This is a genomic window from Plasticicumulans lactativorans (genome assembly GCF_004341245.1).
In the GTDB taxonomy this organism is placed as follows: domain Bacteria; phylum Pseudomonadota; class Gammaproteobacteria; order Competibacterales; family Competibacteraceae; genus Plasticicumulans_A; species Plasticicumulans_A lactativorans.
Genome location: NZ_SLWY01000024.1, coordinates 1 through 18,103, shown reverse-complemented (window position 1 = coordinate 18,103; position 18,103 = coordinate 1). Strand labels below are relative to the sequence as shown.

At 72.8% G+C, this 18,103-nt stretch carries 11 protein-coding genes; all 11 read left to right on the top strand.

The features are described 5' to 3' along the window. Positions 1-85: 85 nt before the first annotated feature. Complete coding sequence (locus tag EV699_RS17590) at positions 86-2,170, top strand: type VI secretion system Vgr family protein (protein ID WP_132545245.1); 2,085 nt, start codon at positions 86-88, stop codon at positions 2,168-2,170. 6 nt (positions 2,171-2,176) lie between these two features. Next, entirely contained in the window at positions 2,177-3,202 is a 1,026-nt protein-coding gene (locus tag EV699_RS17585) for a DUF2169 family type VI secretion system accessory protein (protein WP_132545243.1), read from the top strand. A 3-nt stretch (positions 3,203-3,205) separates the two neighbouring features. After that, on the top strand, positions 3,206-4,264 hold the full coding sequence (locus tag EV699_RS17580; protein ID WP_132545241.1) for a beta-ketoacyl synthase N-terminal-like domain-containing protein: 1,059 nt from the start codon (positions 3,206-3,208) through the stop codon (positions 4,262-4,264). A gap of 46 nt (positions 4,265-4,310) precedes the next feature. Beyond that, positions 4,311-4,694 (top strand): DUF4150 domain-containing protein, encoded by a 384-nt coding sequence (locus tag EV699_RS17575; protein WP_132545239.1) that lies wholly within the window; start codon positions 4,311-4,313, stop codon positions 4,692-4,694. A 7-nt stretch (positions 4,695-4,701) separates the two neighbouring features. Further along, on the top strand, positions 4,702-5,778 hold the full coding sequence (locus EV699_RS17570; protein WP_132545237.1) for a hypothetical protein: 1,077 nt from the start codon (positions 4,702-4,704) through the stop codon (positions 5,776-5,778). A 43-nt stretch (positions 5,779-5,821) separates the two neighbouring features. Then, positions 5,822-6,379 carry an imm11 family protein gene (locus EV699_RS17565; protein WP_132545235.1) on the top strand — a complete coding sequence of 186 codons (558 nt, stop codon included), beginning with the start codon at positions 5,822-5,824 and terminating at the stop codon, positions 6,377-6,379. A 14-nt stretch (positions 6,380-6,393) separates the two neighbouring features. Next, positions 6,394-6,834, top strand: coding sequence for a hypothetical protein (locus EV699_RS17560; protein ID WP_132545233.1), 441 nt, complete (start codon positions 6,394-6,396; stop codon positions 6,832-6,834). A gap of 25 nt (positions 6,835-6,859) precedes the next feature. Then, entirely contained in the window at positions 6,860-8,071 is a 1,212-nt protein-coding gene (locus tag EV699_RS17555) for a hypothetical protein (RefSeq protein WP_132545231.1), read from the top strand. Between the two features lie 131 nt (positions 8,072-8,202). Next, complete coding sequence (locus EV699_RS17550; protein WP_132545229.1) at positions 8,203-13,437, top strand: protein kinase domain-containing protein; 5,235 nt, start codon at positions 8,203-8,205, stop codon at positions 13,435-13,437. Positions 13,438-13,681: 244 nt separating this feature from the next. Continuing rightward, positions 13,682-15,439, top strand: a complete 1,758-nt coding sequence (locus EV699_RS17545) for a ShlB/FhaC/HecB family hemolysin secretion/activation protein (RefSeq protein WP_132545227.1) — start codon at positions 13,682-13,684, stop codon at positions 15,437-15,439. A 22-nt stretch (positions 15,440-15,461) separates the two neighbouring features. Next, a partial coding sequence (locus EV699_RS17540) for a two-partner secretion domain-containing protein (RefSeq protein WP_132545225.1) occupies positions 15,462-18,103 on the top strand: 2,642 nt, incomplete at its 3' end.

Sequence of the window (18,103 nt, the reverse complement as noted above, 5' to 3'; positions counted from 1 at the left end):
CCCGTGCCGGGCGCGGCCCACCCGCCGGTGGCCGCCCTGTCCCCGCGTTGCGATCGACCCTGCCGAGACCTCCGGACGAACGGACATGCCGATCACGCAAACCCATCGTCTCGCCACCGTCACCTCGCCCGACCTGGCCGAGGGCACCCTGCTGCTGCGCGGCATGAGCGGGCGCGAACGGCTGTCGACGCCGTTCGAGTACGAACTCGACCTGGTCAGCGAGAACGCCGCGCTGGCGCTCGCCGACGTGTTCGGCAAGGAACTCTGCGTCGAGCTGACCACCGCCGGCGGCACGCGCTACTTCCACGGTCGCGTCGTGCGCTTCGTGCGGGTCGGCAACGACGCCGGGCTGCCCGCCTTCCGCGCGTGGCTGCGGCCGTGGCTGTGGCTGCTGACGCGCAGCGCCGACTGCCGCATCTTCCAGGAGATGACCGTCCCCGACATCGTCAAGCAGGTGTTCGACGACCACGGCTTCAGCGACGTCAGCATCGAGCTCAACGGCAGCTACCGCACGTGGGAGTTCTGCGTGCAGTACCGCGAGACCGCCTTCAACTTCGTCAACCGGCTGCTGGAAGGCGAGGGCATCTACTACTTCTTCCGCCACGAGGCCGGCAAGCACACGCTGGTGCTCGCCGACGGCGTCAGCGCGCACGCGCGCCCCGCCGGCGGCGGGGTGCTGCCGTACTTTCCCCAGGACAACGTCGAGCGGCGCAAGGAGGACCACCTCTACGCCTGGTCGGTCGAGAACGAGGTGCAGACCGCGGCGGTCGCGCTGAAGGACTTCCACTTCATCACGCCGTCGACGCCGCTCGACGCGGTGTCGCAGGGCGAGGCGACGGCGAGCCAGTTCGAGCTGTTCGACTACCCCGGCGAGTACAGCGTCAACGCCGACGGCGAGCAGTACGCGCGGGCGCGCCTGGAGGCGGTCAACGCCCGCGGCGAGCAGGTGGTGCTGCGCGGCAACGCGCGCGCCGTCGGTTGCGGCGACCTGTTCGAGATCAAGGGCTGCCCGGCGAGCGAGCGCAACATCGAGCACCTGGCGGTGGAGGCGCGCTACGCGCTGCGCCTGCCGAGCTACGAGGTCGGCGAGCGCAGCGGCGGCAGCGACGCCACCTTCGACGTCACGCTGGTGGCGATCGACGCGCAGACGCCGTTCCGCGCCGCGCTCGAAACCCCCAAGCCGCTGGTGTACGGCCCGCAGACGGCGATCGTGGTCGGCCCCTCCGGCGAGGAGATCTGGACCGACGAGTACGGCCGCGTGAAGGTGCACTTCCACTGGGACCGCCATGACGCGAGCGACGAGCACAGCTCGTGCTGGATCCGCGTGTCGCAGGTGTGGGCGGGCGCGGGCTGGGGCGCGATGCACATCCCGCGCATCGGCCAGGAGGTCATCGTCGAGTTCCTCGAGGGCGATCCGGACCGGCCGATCATCACCGGGCGCGTCTACAACGGCACCAACGCCGTGCCCTTCGCGCTGCCCGACAACAAGACCCAGAGCGGCCTGCGCAGCCGCTCGACGCTGCAGGGGGCGGCGGCCAACTGCAACGAGATCCGCATGGAGGACAAGAAGGGCTCCGAGCACCTGCTGGTCCATGCCGAGAAGAACCAGGACATCGAGGTCGAGAACGACGAAGGCCACTGGGTCGGCCACAATCGCAGCAAGACCGTCGACAACGACGAAACCGTCAGCATCGGCCACGACCGCACCGAGTCGGTCGACCACAACGAAACCATCAGCATCGGCGTCGACCGCACCGAGAGCGTCGGCAAGAACGAGACCGTCAGCATCGGCGAGAACCGCACGATGGATGTCGGCAAGGACGAGGCGCTCACCGTCGGCCAGAACCGCACCCACAGCGTCGGCAAGGACGAGACCATAGACATCGGCCAGCACCTGAAGACCAGCGTCGCCAAGAACGAGACGCGCGAGGTCGGCGAGAACCGCGAGACCTCGATCGGCAAGGACGACAAGCTGCAGGTGTCCAAGAAGTTCTACCTGGAGGCCGGCGACGAGATCACGCTGAAGACCGGCGACGCCAGCATCATCATGAAGAAGGACGGCACCATCCAGATCAAGGGCAAGGACATCACCATCACCGGCTCGGGCAAGATCGGCGTCAAGGCCTCGGGCGACATGGTGCTGAAAGGCTCGAAGATCGCCGAGAACTGATGCCTCGTGCTGCAACTGCGCAATCACACCCCGTTCGCGGCGGCGATCGCCGTCTTCCCGAACCCCGCCGGCATCGAGTGCGTGTACCTCACCGTGAAGGCGAGTTTCCGCCTCGGTCCGCAGGGCCCCGAACTGCTGCCGAAGCCGGTGCCGCTGCTCGCGGCCGACGTCTACTGGGGTGACCCGGCGACGAGCGGCCTGCGCGCGGCGGCCGACTTCACGCTCACCAAGCCCGCCACCGACATCATGCTGCTCGGCCACGCGGTCGCAGCGCGCCCGGTGCGCGTGCTCGACGTCGGCCTGCGGGTCGGGCCGGTGGCGCGGACGCTGCGCGTGTTCGGCGAGCGCCGCTGGGAGGGCGCCGGCGACGGCGCGCGCATCTCGGCGCCGGAGCCCTTCGAGCGCCTGCCGCTGCGCTGGGAACTCGCCTTCGGCGGCATCGCCGCGGCCGACGAGGGCAAGCCGCCCGAGTCCGAGCCGCGCAACCCGGTCGGGCGCGGCCTGCTGGCGGGGCCGACGCTGCGCAACCCCGATGGCCGGCCGCTGCCGAACATCGAGGACCCGCGCGCGCTGATCGCCCGCCCGCAGGACCGCCCGCCGCCGGCGGGCGTCGCCCCGGTCGCCCCGGCCTGGCTGCCGCGGCGCGCCTACGCCGGCACCTACGATGCGGCCTGGCAGGCCACGCGCGCGCCCTATCTGCCGCTCGACTTCGACCCGCGCTTCCTCAACGTGGCGGCGCCGGAACTGGTCGCGCCGGCTTACCTGCAGGGCGGCGAGCCGGTCGAACTGAGCGGCGTCACGGCCGAGGCGCCGCTGCGCTTCAAGCTGCCGGTGTGCACGCTGGCGACGGTGTTCCACTTCGCCGGGCGCGAGATCCCGCAGCCGGCGGCGCTCGACACCGTGGTGCTCGAACCCGATCTGGCGCGGCTGCAGCTGGTGTGGCGCGCCTGCCAGCCGGTCGACAAGCACGCGCTCAGGCTCAGCGAGGTGCACGTGCGCTGCGCCGAGTACGGCCACGGCGGGGAGGGCTGAGCGATGGCCGAAGCGGTCCTGGTCGTCGGCGCCGGCGTGGTGACGTCGATCGGCCTGAGCCTCGCCGAAACCGCGATGTCGGCGCGCGCGCGCATCGCCCGCCAGCGCGCGATCGAATGGCGCGACCGGCGCTTCGAGCGCTTCATCGTCGCCGTGGTGCCCGACGAGGGCCTGCCGCCGCTCGACGCCGCCTTCGCCGGGGAGCGCCTGCAGTACCGCGAGGCGCGCATGCTGCGCCTCGGCCACGTCGCGCTCGCCGAGACGCTCGCCGCCCTGCCCGCGGGCGTGCGCGTGCCGCTGCTGCTCGGCCTGCCGGAGCACCACACCACGCAGCCGCTGCGCCCGCCGCAGTTCCTCAGCCGCCTCGCGCGCCAGGCCGGCATCCCGCTCGACATCGCCGCCAGCGTCGCGGTCGCGCGCGGGCGCGCCGCCGGCCTCGCCGCGGTGCGCCAGGCGTGCGCGCGCATCACCCGCGGCGAGGCGGAGTTCGTGCTGGTCGGCGGCGTCGATTCGCTGGTCGACCTCTACGTGCTCGGCACGCTCGACCTGGAAGGGCGCATCCGCGGGGATACCGTCAGCGACGGCTTCACTCCCGGCGAGGGCGCCGGCTTCGCGCTGCTGGCGAGCCGCCGCGCCGCCGAGCGGCATGCACTCGCACCGCTGGCGCAGGTGCTCGGCAACGGCGTCGGCCAGGAGCCCGGCCACCTCTACGCCGAGGCGCCGTACCTCGGCGAGGGGCTCGCCGCGGCCTTCGCCGCGCTGTTCGCCGAGGCGCCGCCGCCGGCGCCGATCGGCTGCGTGTACGCGAGCTTCAACGGCGAGCGCTACTGGGGGCGCGAGTTCGGTACCGCCTTCCTGCGCAACCGTGCGGCCTTCGCCGAGGACCACCAGATGGAGCACCCCGCCGAGGGTTTCGGCGACCTCGGCGCCGCCCATGGCGCGGTGATGTTCGCGCTCGCCGCGCACGGCCTGCGCCACGGCTACCGGCGCGGCCCGGTGCTGGTGTACGCCTCCTCCGATCGCGAGGACCGCGCCGCCGCGCTGCTCGGGCGGCTGGGCTAGACTCAGGCGCGTTGCGCGATATCCCTGACGCAGGAGGCCCCCGCCGATGCCGTGTACCGTCCACAACATCACCGGCTTCGCCCACAAGGGCAGCGGCGGCATGAGCATGGTGTTCCCCGACGTCTGCAAGACGCCGGCGCCGCCGGCGCCGCCGGTGCCGATCCCCTACCCGAACATCGGCAAGTCGTCCGACACCAGCGGCGGCACCACCACGGTCGAGGCCGACGGCGGCAACATGATCATGGTCAAGGGTGCCAAGTACATGATGAGCGCCGGCGACGAGGCCGGCGTCGCCGGCGGGGTGATGAGCAGCACCTTCAAGCAGGAGTGCGAGTTCCTGCTGTACTCGTTCAACGTGATGCTGGAAGGCAAGAACGTCTGCCGCATGGGCGACATGCTCTGGCACAACAAGAAGAACATCTGCGGGTGAGGCGGCGATGACCGAGGTCGTGGAGGGCGTGGCGATCGGCATGGTCAACGAGGACGAGACCAAGTGTCCCTTCGACCACGAAACGCCGACGCCGCCGAAGGTCGACAACGACCTGATCGGTGTCGGCGGCACGCTCGCGCGCAAGATGAAGAACGGCTCCAGCACGCACCTGTACTCGAAACTGCGCGAGGACCAGTCGCCGATCCTGAATCCGCGCGACATCCCCGGCCATGCGCTGCACAAGAAGGGCTCGCGCAAGCCGCGGCCGGTGCTGCTGAACATCCGCAAGGACGCCACCAGCAAGCTCTACCAGCACGCCTACCCGGTCACCTGTGCGGCGCACCACTGCATCCCCGCGCAGGAATCGCTCAAGCGCTCGCAGCTGCTGGAGTTCATGGTCAAGAAGAACGACAGCGAGGACCTCAAGGACGACAGCTTCAGCAACGGCGTGGTGTGGGCGGACGTCGGCTATGACGTCAATGGCGTCGAGAACGGCGTCTTCCTGCCCGGCAACTACGCGGTCGGCGGTGGGCGCGGCGGCATGGGCGTGTGGGAGGGGGACGACAGCAACGAGGACGACGACGTCGAATACCCAGACGACGTCGGCGTCGATGTCGATCTCAACGAAGGGGCGGTCGGTGCGATGGACGGGCTCGCCGACGGCGGCCCGATCATCGACGGCGCGCCGAGCTCCAACCGCCTGAGCGGCGCCAACTTCCAGGCCGACCCGAACAACCGCAAGTGGCGCTACGTCAGCCTGGCGATGAAGCTGACGCGCGCGCAGTTCCACGACCGTCACGAGCCCTACAGCAACTACGTCCTCGAGCACCTCGAGAAGATCCACGCCAACTACCTGTTGCTGAAGGAAAAGCAGGTGGACGAGAAGAACTGTCCGGATTGCAAGGAGAAAGCCAAGAAGATCAAGGATCTCGGTGTCCCCACGCCGTTCGGGCTGGTGGCGCGGCTGAACGGGCTGTCGGCCTCGCTGCGCGGCTACCTGAGCGGCGGGCGCTGGTCGGACAAGCTCTACACCTCGGACTGGGTGCTCGCCCACGTGCGCAACCGCCAGGGGGGCGGCGGATGAGCGGGTGCGCGGTGCGGGCCGGCGGCTGCGCGGGAGGGGCGTGATGTACTACATGCTCGACTGCCGGGCGCCGGCGGGCCACTACCCGGCGATGGTCACCTACCGGCCCGATCGGCCCGGTCGCAGCTGGATCCTCGGTCGCCGCTTCGATCCGCCGATGCCCGAGCCGGTGCGGGCGACGGTCAAGATGCGCAGGAAGAGCGTGCTGACCGAACTGGTGAAGGTGCCGCTGCCGCTGATGAGCGCCCGCCTGCACCGGGCGCTGCAGGAAGCCGGGGTCAGCAACCTCGACGTCTACCGGGCCGAGATCAAGGACGAGGACAGCGGCCAGATCCACGCCGACCATCTGGCCTTCAACATCATCGGCGTGATCGCGGCGGCGGATCTGGCGAAATCCATCTATGTCGCGCCCGACGGACCGATGGTGTCGGTGGACTTCGATTCGCTGGCGCTCGACGCGGCGCGGGCGCGCGGCGCGCTGATGTTCCGCCTCGCCGAGTCGGTCAGCGGCATCGTGGTGCATGAATCCGTCAGGAAGGCCGTCGAGGCGGCCGGCATCGACAGCCTGAGCTTCACCGTGCCCGCCGACTGGGCCGGTTGAACCGGAGAGACCGCATGAGCGCCGAAGCGCAGACCACCCCGCTGCTCGACTTTCCCGCGTCGGCGACGGCGCAGCCCGCCGCCCTGCTGGCCATCGAGCCCGACGGCCGCCTGCGCGTGCGCCTGGCCGACGGCCGCGAAAGCCTCTGCGACTGGCTCGAAGGCCCCGCCACCGCCGGCATCGAGCTCGCCCCCGGCGACCGCCTGCTGGTGCAGCCGCCGGCCGGCGATGCGCCCGGCGTGGTGCTCGGGCGCATCGGCCGCTACCGCGCGCCGCAGCCGCCGGCGACGCCCGAGCGCGTGGTCATCGAGGCCGGTCAGTCACTCGTGCTCAAGTGCGGCGAGGCTGCCGTCGAGCTGCGTGCCGACGGCAAGCTCGCGATCCGCGGCGAGGACATCCTGCTGCGCGCGCAGCGCACGCAGCGCATCAAGGCCGGCACGGTATCGATCAATTGAGGCAGCCGCCTGGAGCGCCACCGGCATGAGCGCCCCGCGCGCCCTGTTCATCCACGACATCCTGGTCGAGCACGTCGAGGAACTCGAATTCCTCTGGGCGCAGCGCTGTGCGCGCCTGAACTCGAGCGTGCACACGCTGCGCGACGTCGCCGAACTCAACGAGCGCATCGAGGCGCACGTGCAGGGCCTGCTGCTGGCGCGTTCCATGTTGCCGGAGCTGCTTGCGCCGGAACTCCTCGAACCGCGCCGCAGCAATGCCTTCGCCGCCGCCTTCCCGCTGCTGCGCCTGCGCGAGCCGCGCGCCGCGGCGCAGGTCACCGCCGCCTTCGCCGAGGCCGGGGGGGCGGCGCTCGCCGGGCTGCGCGACGCCCTCGCCACCGCGCCGGTCGACCTCACGGTGATCGCGCTGCGCGAGCAGTTCGCCTCCGGCACGGCGCCGCGCGCGATCGCCGCCGCCGCCGCCCTCGCCGCGCACAAGGCGATGGACCCGCTGGCGCCGCGGCTGCAGGCGCTGCTCGACGACGCCGACGCCGGCGTGCGCGCGCAGGCCTGGGCGGTGGTCGCCCGCGTCGACCCGCCGGGCAGGGTGCCGCCGCGGCCATGGGAATCCGCGCTGCGCGGCGACGATCCGGGGGTACGCGCCGCTGCGCTCGAAGCCGCGGCCTGGACCGGCCAGCCCTGGCTGCTCCAGGTGTGCCGGCGCCTCGCGCTCGCCGCCCCGGCGGCCCAGCGCGAGGCCGTGCGCCTGTTCGCGGTGCTCGCCGGGCCGCAGGCGCGCGACGAGATCCTGCACCTCGCCGCGCAGCCGGCGCTCGGCGCCGACGGGCCGGGGCTGCTCGGTGCCTACGGCCACCCCGCCGTGGTGGAGCTGCTGATCGCGGCGATGGTCGTCCCCGATCCGCGCCTCGCCGCCGCCGCCGGCGCGGCGTTCACCAAGCTCACCGGGGTCGACGTGCGCGGCGAGCGCCGCGCGCGCTGCACCGACCACGACCCCGACGATGCCTTCGCCGCCGAGTTCGCCGACGAGGTCACGCTGCCCGACGGCGGCCGTGCGCGCGCGGTGTGGGCGCGCGACGCCGAGCGCCTGCGCGGCGGCACCCGCTGGTGCCGCGGCTTCGACCTGAGTGCCGGCTGCGACGCCGACACGCTGCGCCGCCTCGACCTCGAATCGCGCTGGGAGGCGTGCCGCCGCGCCGCCGTGGCCGGCCGCCCGCTGGCGCCGCCACCGCCGCTGTAGCCCGCGGCCGCCGGCGACCGTCTTGTGCTTGACTCTGAGGTAGCGCCAGGCGCAGGTGCCCCGCGCACGGCGACGCCCGAATACCGCCCCGTGCCGCCGTGCGCGGGGCCGACCACCAGGAGCCACACGTCTTGGGAGCCGCGTTCGACCAAGCCCTCAGGGCCTATCTGCTCGGCCAGGCCGATCCGCGCGACCTGGCCGACGCGTTCGATGCCGATCGCGCCGCCGGTGCCGAGCTGCGGCCGATGCTCGCGCTGCTCGATCGCGCGATCGCCGCCGGCAAGCTCGACCCCGAGCTCGGCCCGCTGCTGCGCGCGCGCGTGCCCGCTGCCGTGCTGCAGGCGGTCGAGGGCCCGTCGGCTGCGCGCGCGCCGACGCTGCCGGTGCCGCCGTCACCCGGTGAGCCCGAGCCCGACCTGACGCTGATCGCCGTGCCGCCCGCGGTGACGCCGGCTCCCGCCCCGGCATCACCGACCCCGCCACCGACGCCGCCGGCGGTGGATGGGGGCGTGACCGCGTTCACCCCACCGCGTCCGGCTACGCCGCCGGCGGCGGATGTCGGCGCATCGACCCGCCCGCTGCAAGCGGTGGTGTCGCGCCCCGACGCGCCGCCGCCGCCGCCAGGCGCCACGGCTGGCGATGCGCCCACCCGCCAGCGCCCGGCCGTGGTGCTGCCGGGCGCTACCCCGGCGCCGCCGGCGTCGGCCGAGACGCCACCGCCGGCCGGCGGCGACGACATCACCGTGGTGTTCGCGCCGCACCCGGCGGCGCCGATCAGCGGGCGCAGCTTCGGCTCGCCGTTGACCGGCGGCACCGGCGGTACCGGTGGCACCTCGGCCATCTCCGGCAGCGGCGTGAGCGGGGGCGTCGGCGGCGCGTCGGCGATCTCCGGCGGTACCGGAACCGGCGCCGACCGCACCCAGGTGCGCTCGCGCAGCGGCGGCGGCTACGCCGGTGCGCCGGTGTTCAACGACCGCCCGCTCGACGTCGGCGACGTCCTCAAGGACCGCTTCCTGCTCGAAGCCAAGCTCGGCGAGGGGGGCATGGGACAGGTGTTCAAGGCGCTCGACATGCGCCGCGAGGCGGCCCGCGACATCGATCCCTACGTCGCCGTCAAGGTGCTGTCGCCGGAGTTCTCGCGCCATCCCGACGCCGTCATCACGCTGCAGCGCGAAACCAAGAAGGTCCAGAACCTGGCGTCGGACCATGTCATCCGCGTCTACGACTTCGATCAGGACACCACGCGCATCCCGACGATCAGCTTCATGACCATGGAGCTGCTCGAAGGCGAGCCGCTCGACCGCTACATCAAGCAGGAGGTGCCGCGCGAGGGCCTCGATTACGCCACCGCGCGGCCGATCATCGCCGCGCTCGCCGAGGGGCTGGGCTACGCGCACCGCCGCGGTCTGGTGCACTCGGACTTCAAACCGGGCAATGCCTTCATCACCCGCAAGGGCGAGGTGAAGGTGCTCGACTTCGGCATTGCGCGCATCGCGAACGAGGAGCAGGCGCGGCGCGAGACCTTCGACGCCGGGGGGCTCGGTGCCCGCACCCCGGCTTATGCCAGCCCGGAGATGTTCGACGGAGCCGAGCCCGACCCGCGCGACGACATCTTCGCGCTGGCCTGCGTGAGCTACGAGTTGCTCGGCGGCAGGCATCCGTTCGAGCGCAAGTCGGCGCAAAAGGTGCGCGAGGCGGGGCTCAAGCCCCTGCCGATCAAGCACCTGAGCAAGCGCCAGTGGCAGGCGCTGGAGCGCGGGCTGGCGCTCGACCGTGCCGCGCGCACGCCGACCTGCGAAGCCTTCCTGCAGGGGCTCGACGGCGACGTCCAGCGTCATGGCGGCGGCAGCAGGCGCGGCCTGATCATCGGCGCCGCCGGTGCCGGGGTGGCGATCATCGCGCTGGTCGCCACCGGGCCGCTGCAGAACTACCTGAACGAGCGGCGCGTGGCCGCCCTGCGCGAGGAGATCGCCGCCGGCGACGGGCGCGCCGAGGCGGCGCTGGCGAGCCTCGCCGAGCTGTCCGACGACACCCGCCGGCAGGTGCTCGCCGATGACGCCCTGCGCGACGAACTGATCCGCCTGGTGCTTGCGCAGGCCGACGCCGAGGTCGACGAGGCCGCCGGCCGCTACGACTTCGATGCCGCCGCGGCGCGGCTCAAGCAGGCGCTGGCGTGGTACCCGCGCGATGCCGACCTGGTGCAGCGCAGCCGTGCGCTCGAAGAGCGTCGCGACCGCCTGCTGAACGAGCTGAACCAGGCCTTCACCCGTGCGCTCGACGAGAACCTGCTCGGCCCCGAAGCCGGGCCCGACGGCGTCAAGGGGGTGCTGGAGCGCCTCGCCGGCGTCGACCCCGCCCACCCGCTGCTGAAGGACCCGCGCATCGCGCCGGCCTACGCCGCGGCGGCCGAGGCGGCGCTGGCGCGCAACGACCTCGACCTGACCCGCGACCTGCTCGCCGAGGCGGCGACGCTGGTGCCGGACGATCCGGCGCTCGCCGAGATCGGCGGGCGGCTGCGGCTCGCCACCGAGCGGGCGCTGCGCGACCAGCAGGTGGCGAACCTGGTCGCCTCGCTCGAAGGCTTCCAGCCGCGCACGCTGGCGGACTTCCTCAGCCGCCGCGACGACCTGATCCGCCTCGCCCGCCTCGCCCCCGACCACCCGCGCCGGCAGGCGCTCGACGCCGCGCTGCAGAACGCCCTCGACGCCGCGCTGAAGGCCGCGCAGGCGAGCCGCGACTGGCAGGGCGCGCGGGCGCTGCTCGCCGAGTACGAGCCGCTGCTCACGCAGGGCTGGCTCGCCGAGCGCGCGCGCACCCTGAGCGACGCCGAGAACGCGCTGCGCGATCGCTTCGGCGCGCTGGAGGAGGACATCCGCCGGCAGGTCGGCGGCGGGCGGTTCGACGCCGCGCGCGAGGGCCTCAACCGGCTGGTGGCGGAAGCCGCCCCGGCGGCGACGATCGAGCGTACCCGCGACCTTATCGCCCGTGGCTGGCTCGACAGCGCGCGCCAGCACCGTGCCGCGCGGCGCTTCGACGCCGCGCGCCAGGCGCTCGCGCAGGCGCGCGAGCTGTCGCCGGGCGCGGCGCTGTCGGAGGCGCTGGCGCGCGAAGCCGAAGACGTGGCACAGGCCGAGCAGGCGGCGCGCCAGCAGCTCGCCGAGGCCGAACGCCAGCGCCTGGAGCAGACCCGCGCGCAGGCGCTCGACGCCGCCCGCACGCGCTTCGACAGTGCCGTAACGGCGATCCAGAGCGGCGGCAGCGGGGCGTCGGAGGCGCTGGCCGCACTCGACGATCTCGCCCGCCTGGCACCCACCGACCCGCTGGTCAGCAGCGGCCGCGAGCGCATCGCCGGGCGCCTCGCCGAGCTCGCCCAGGCGCAGGTCGACAGTGGCGCACTCGATGCGGCGGCGGCGTCGCTGCGCGACGGCCTGCGCCTGCTGCCGGAGTCCGAACGCCTGGTGCAGGCGCAGGCACAGGTCGAGCGTGCGCGCCAGGCGGCGCGTGGTGCCGAGGAGGCGCGGCGTATCAGCGATACCTACGCGCGCCTCGACACGCGCCTGGCCAAGCCCTTCAGCGGTACCGACTGGGGGCGCGGGGTGTACGCCGACCTGCGTGAGCTGGAAAGCCGCGTCGCCGCCGGCGACCCCGAGCTCGCCAGGCGTCGCGAGCAGCTGCTGCAGGCCTACGCCGCGGCGATCGACGCCGCCCTCGCCGCGCAGCGCTTCAGCGACGCCCGCAGCCAGCTCGCCGAAGCCGGCCGGCTGCTGCCGGAGGCCAACCTCACCGCGCTGCGCACGCGCATCGACGGCGCCGAGACGGCGTTCCGTGACGACCAGGAGAAGCGCCGCGTGCAGGCCACCATCGACGGCCTGCGCCAGGACTTCGCCACCCGCATCAAGGCCAACGACCCGGAGGCGGCGCGCAGGACGCTCGCCCAGCTCGGGCCGCTGCTGCCCGCGACCGACCCGTTCCTGACCCAGCAGGCGCCGCGCGACCTGATCGACGCCTACCTGCGCCTGGCCGCGCGCGACGCCGACCGCAAGCGCTACGACCGCGCGCTGGCCACGCTGGCCCGCGGCCTCGACGCCTTCCCCGACCAGGCGGAGCTCAAGGCCAAGGTCGACGAGTACCGCCGCGAGGGCGCCTTCGGCGAGATCGAGGACGCGCTCGACAAGGGCGCACCCGACGCGCTCGCCGGCCTCGACCGCAAGCTGCGCGATGCGCAGCGCCTGTTCCCGGACGAATACGCGCGGCGCGCGGCGGACTGGCCGCGCGATTTCGCCAAGCGCGTCAACAAGCAGGCCGAGAAGGACCCGGGCGGCGCGCTGGCGCTGCTCGACGCCGGGCGCAAGCTCTTCCCCGACGCCAAGGAGCTCGCCGCGATCACCATCACGGTGCAGGTGCAGCCGTCGAAGTTCGCGCCGCGCGGCAATGACCTGGTCGCCGCCGGCAAGCTCGGCGAGGCCGACCGCGTGCTCGCGCAGGGGCGCAAGGCGGAGGGCGACCACCCGGAGCTCAAGGCGCTCGAAGACGCCATCGCGCAGAAGCGCGACAAGGCCGAGGCCGCCCACGACGCCTACCTGCGCGCCTTCAAGCGCAAGGAGCTCGACACCGCGAAGCAGCAGCTCGACGCCGCGCTGGCGCTGTGGGTCGACAACACCACCTGGCTCGGCGAACAGCAGGCGCTGCAGGCCAAGCCCGAGGAACAACCGGTAGCGCCCGAGGTGGCCAAGCCCGCCCCCGGCAAGCCGGCGCCGCCGGGGGCCGACCCCTGCCAGGCGCGCCTCGCCGGGCAGGGCCGCCGCCCCTACGGCGTGTGCACCGACGCGCTCAACGGCGGCGGCAAGGGCCCCGACCTGGTGGTGGTGCCGGCGGGCGGCGGCAACGGCACGCCGTTCGCGATCGGCAAGTACGAAGTCAGCTACGAGGAGATGAGCGCCTTCTGCCGCAGCGCCGGCTGCAGCGTGAAGGGCGGGCCGGGGCTGCCGGCGGTGGGGGTCAGTGCGCGCGATGCCGAGCGCTACGTGCAGTGGCTGTCGCAGCAGAGCGGCTTCAGCTACCGCGTGCCGAGCGCGGCGGAGTGGCGCTTCGCCGCCGAAGCCGGCGGGCTACCGCCGGCCGACTACAATTGCCGCTTGTCCGACGGTACCAAGGTGCTGAAGGGGCAGTCACTGCTGCCGGCGCGCACCGGGCAGTCGAACGGCTGGGGGCTGGTCAACGTGCTCGGCAACGCCCAGGAACTGGTCAAGGGCGGCGCGGCGATGGGCGGGGCGTTCACCGACAGCTTCTCGACCTGCTCGGCGAGCCTGTCGAAGGCGGCCGACGCCGACAGCACCGGGCTGCGCGTGGCCCGCGCGCTCAAGTAGACGCCGCGTCGGGCCGGCGTCCACGGGCGTTCCATGGCGCATGGCCCCTCCCGCGGGGCGTTGCCGCCACCATCCACGTCGGCCAGCGCGGCGGCCGGTGACGGTGCGCCAGTGCCCATGCCGGCGAAGCGCCGAGCGGCCTGCTAAGTTCTGAGACTGCGTGTCAGCGTGGCACACGGCCGGTCGTGCCGGTGCGAGGCCGCGAACCCGCGTCATCACGAACCTTCCCGATACGGAGCGCATCATGGATCGCCGCCGCCTGTTCACCCTGGCGTACGCCCTGTGTGCCGGATTCGACCCCACCGCTGCCGTCGCCGCCGCCCCGTCGCTGCCGGGGGCGGCCACGCCCGGCGGGGCGATGCCCGAGCGCCCGGCGCTGGCGCTGCCCGAGGCGGTGCCGGCCGAGCTGTACACGGTGCCCGCGGTGCCCGAGCGCGGCAGCGTCGAGGCCGGGCAGCTGCGGGTGCCGGTGCGCGCGTTCAAGCTCACCGGGGCGGAGGACCATCCCGAGCAGGGGCTGCGCCTCGACGAAGTGCGCGAGCTGCTCGAAACCGCGCGCCAGGCCAAGCCCGAGGGCTTCGGCATCGGCGACCTGGAGGACGTCGCCGACCGCGTCACCAAGCTCTACCGCGAACGCGGCTTCATCGTCGCGCAGGCCTACGTGCCGGCGCAGGAGGTGAAGGACGGCGAGGTCGAGATCGCCGTGCTCGAAGGCCGGCTCGGGCGGGTGACGGTCGACAAGGGCACCGAGACCGGCTACTCCGACGAACTGCTGCGCAGGCCCTTCGAGGACAGCATCGGCCAGGTGGTGCACAAGGACCGGCTCGAACGCGGCCTGCTGCTGCTGCGCGACTACCCGGGCTTCGACGGCCTCGGCATCTTCCGCAGCGGCAGCCGCACCGGCGAGACCGAGCTGGTGGTGAAGCCGCAGGGCGACAGGCCCTGGATCGGCACGGTCACGCTGGACAACGGCGGCTCCGAGGTCAGCGGCGAGTGGCGCCTGCGCGGCGACCTGTCGTGGAACAACCCGACCGGTGCCGCCGACCGCCTCGACCTCAGCCTGCTGCAGACCTTCGACCCCCTCAACAGCCTGTTCGGCGGCTTCGTCTACCAGCGCCCGATCTTCGACGCGGCGACCTACTGGGGCGTCGACGTCTCGCACAACCAGTACGACGTCGGCGGCGAGTTCCAGGCGCTCGGCATCTCCGGCATCAGCGACATCGCCGAACTGTTCGTCGCGCGCAAGTTCGTGCGCAGCCGCCAGCAGAACTTCACCGGCCGCCTCGGGCTTGCGCGCAAGCACGCCGTCACCGAGCAGGAGGACCAGCCGGACCAGATCGACAACCTCTCGGTGCTGAGCCTGCAGCTCGACTACGACCGCGTCGACGCCGCCGGCATCAACGTCGCGCAGTTCCGCTGGAGCCACGGCCTCCCCGACTTCCTCGGCGCGATGCCCAGCGATTCACTCGATGCCAGCCGCAAGCTGGCGGACGGCAGCGGGGTGGGGTCGGACTTCGACAAGTTCGAGCTGCACCTCGCGCGCGTCCACAACCTGCCCTTCGCCGGGCAGCAACTGCTGCTGCGGCTGGACTCGCAGTACTCGGCCGACCCGCTGACCAGCCTCGAACAGTTCAGCATGGGCGGGCCGGACAGCGTGCGCGCCTACCCGCGCGCCGAGTTCCTGGTCGACAAGGGCGTGTTCGTGTCGGCCGAGTGGTCGATCCCGGCGCCCGGCTTCGCCGACGAGCCGGCGTTCCGCGACCTCAAGTGGGGCCAGGTGTTCCAGCTGTCGTTGTTCGCCGACTACGCCAAGGGCTGGCTGAACGAGCCGCTGCAGCCGTCCGACTCGCCGGTGCGCCTGTCCGGTGCCGGTATCGGCCTGCGCTTCCAGGTACCGGGGGAGTGGCAGGCGCGCCTGCAGGTGGCGACGCCGCTCGGCTCGCACGACGCGAGCAACGACCGCAATCCGCAGTACTTCTTCGATTTCGTCTACAACTTCTAGCCGGTCGCGCAGGGGGCAAAACATGAACAAGAACAGCCGTCCTCGCCCCGCTTTCCCCCTCACCGCAGCGCACCCGCTGTGGCTCGCGCTGCGCGCCGTGCTCGCCGGCGGCCTGACGCTGCCCAGCGCGGTCCTCGCCGGGCCGCAGGGTGAGCGCATCGTCGGCGGCAGCGGCAGCGTGCTGCGCCCCGACGCCACCACCACCGTGGTGCGCCAGGCCTCGCAGCGCCTCGCGGTCGACTGGCAGAGCTTCAACGTCGCCGGCAACGAGCGGGTGAACTTCCAGCAGCCGGGCGCGCGGGCGGTGGCGCTGAACCGCATCCTCGACCAGAAGCCGAGCCAGATCTTCGGCGCGATCAACGCCAACGGCCGGGTGTTCCTGGTCAACCCGAGCGGCATCTACTTCGCGCCCGGTGCGCGGCTCAACGTCGGCTCACTGGTGGCGAGCGGGCTCGACGTCGACCCGTCGGCGTTCATGCAGGGGCGGCTCGCTTTCGCCGCGGCGAACGGCGGCGCCGGTGGCACCGTGGTCAATGCCGGCACCATCACCGCGGCGCGCGGCGGCGAGGTGGTGCTGGTCGGCGGCGCCGTCGCCAACACCGGGGCGATCGTCGCCGACTACGGCAGCGTCACGCTCGCCGCCGGTCGCCAGGCCACGCTCGATTTCGACGGCGACGGGCTGATGCGCTTCGCCGTCACCGAGGACGTGCTGAAGAACCCCGGCAGCGCCGTCGCCGTGAACAACACCGGCAGCGTGCAGGCCGAGGGCGGGCAGGTGCTGCTGACGGCGCGCGCCGCGCGCGACGTGTTCGCCAAGGTCGTCAACAACGACGGCGTGGTCCGTGCCGGGCGCATCGACGACAGCGGCGGCGTGATCCGCCTGGTCGGCAGCGGCGGCAAGGTCGAAAACAGCGGCACGCTCGACGCCGCCGCGCGCGGTGCCGGCGACGGCGGGCGCATCGAGCTGCGCTCCGACCGCGACACGCTGGTCACCGGCAACGCGCGGCTCGACGCGCGCGCGCCCAAGGGCAAGGGCGGCCAGATCGACGTGCTCGGCGAGCGCGTCGGCCTGATGGACAAGGCCAGGCTCGATGCCGGTGGCGCCCGCGGTGGCGGCCAGGTGCGCATCGGCGGTGACTACCGGGGCAGCAACGCGGCGGTACCGAACGCCAGGCGCACCTACGTCGGCCCCGAGGTGACGATCGACGCCAGCGCGCTGGAGAACGGCAACGGCGGGCGGGTGATCGTCTGGGCCGACGAGGTCGCGCGCGTCTACGGCGGCATCGCCGCCCACGGCGGGGCCGAGGGCGGTGACGGCGGTTTCGTCGAAACCTCGGGCAAGGAGCTGCTCGACGTGTCCCGCACGCCCGACCTGTCGGCGCCCGCCGGGGCGGGCGGGGCATGGCTGCTCGACCCGCACAACGTGTTCATCGTCGCCGGCTCCTCCAGTACCAACATCGACAACTCCGACCCTTTCACCTTTTCGCCGACGGCCGACAACGCTCCGCTCGGCGTCGACCTGATCAGGGACGCGCTGAGCGACGGCGTGAGCGTCACGGTCAATACCGGCAGCACCGGCACACAGAACGGCAATATCGTCTGGGGCTCGGGCGCCACGCTGGACTTCAACGGCAAGGGCACCAGTGCGCTGACCCTGTCGGCGGCCGGCAGCATTAGCCTGAACGGCACGATCCAGGACTCCGTGCCGGGGGGCGATGCGCTCAACCTGATCCTCAGCGCCGGCGCGGGCGTCAGCGTGGGGGGCACGCTCGCGCTCGGCAGCGGCAGCTTCAGCAGCAGCGGCACCACCTTCGCCAGCCCCGGCAGCATCGTGACCACGGGGCTCGTGACGCTCAACCACACCGGCACGGTGAGCCTGGGCGCACTGGCGGCGGGCAGCCTCTCGGTCACGGCCGGCGGTGCGGTGACGCAGTCGAACATCCTCAACATCCTCGGCACCAGCAGCTTCTCGGCTGCCGGGCAGACCGTCACGCTCGGCAACGGCAACGATTTCGGCGGTGCCGTTTCGGTGACGGCTTCGAGTGCGACGCTGAACGACGTGAACGCGCTGTCGCTCGGCGCCTCGACCATCGGCGCCGGTGGCCTGGTCGTCACCAGCGGCGGCAACATCACGCAGGGCGGGGCGCTCAGCGTCACCGGCACGGCATCGTTCAACGCCAACGGCGGGGCGAGCAGCATCACGCTGGCCGCGGGCAACGACTTCGGCGGTGCCATCTCGCTGACGGCTTCAGGGGCGACGCTGAATGACCTGAACGCGCTGCAGTTCGGCGCGTCGGGCATCGGTGCCGGCGGACTCGTCGTCACCAGCGGCGGCGACATCATCCAGAGCGGGCAGTTCGTCGTCAGCGGCACCGCATCGTTCAGCGCCAACGCCGGGGCGAGCGACGTCACGCTGACGACGTCGACCAACGACTTCGGTGGTGCCGTCTCGCTGACGGCCGCCGGTGTGTCGCTGCGCGACACCAACGCGCTGGCGCTCGGCAGCTCCACGGTCAGTGGCGATCTCGCGGTGACCGCCGGGGGTGCGATCAGCGACGACGGCCCGCTGACGGTGACGGGTGCGGCGACGTTCAAGGCGCTGAACGCCGCCGCGATCACGCTCGACGAAGCGACGAGCAGCTTCGGCAGCCTGAGCCTGGCGAG

What these genes read in the sequence shown, in the direction of transcription:
- EV699_RS17590 (WP_132545245.1), top strand. Translation starts at nt 86, where the DNA reads ATGCCGATCACGCAAACCCATCGTCTCGCCACCGTCACCTCGCCCGAC.
- EV699_RS17580 (WP_132545241.1), top strand. Translation starts at nt 3,206, where the DNA reads ATGGCCGAAGCGGTCCTGGTCGTCGGCGCCGGCGTGGTGACGTCGATC.
- EV699_RS17575 (WP_132545239.1), top strand. Translation starts at nt 4,311, where the DNA reads ATGCCGTGTACCGTCCACAACATCACCGGCTTCGCCCACAAGGGCAGC.
- EV699_RS17570 (WP_132545237.1), top strand. Translation starts at nt 4,702, where the DNA reads ATGACCGAGGTCGTGGAGGGCGTGGCGATCGGCATGGTCAACGAGGAC.
- EV699_RS17565 (WP_132545235.1), top strand. Translation starts at nt 5,822, where the DNA reads ATGTACTACATGCTCGACTGCCGGGCGCCGGCGGGCCACTACCCGGCG.
- EV699_RS17560 (WP_132545233.1), top strand. Translation starts at nt 6,394, where the DNA reads ATGAGCGCCGAAGCGCAGACCACCCCGCTGCTCGACTTTCCCGCGTCG.
- EV699_RS17555 (WP_132545231.1), top strand. Translation starts at nt 6,860, where the DNA reads ATGAGCGCCCCGCGCGCCCTGTTCATCCACGACATCCTGGTCGAGCAC.
- EV699_RS17545 (WP_132545227.1), top strand. Translation starts at nt 13,682, where the DNA reads ATGGATCGCCGCCGCCTGTTCACCCTGGCGTACGCCCTGTGTGCCGGA.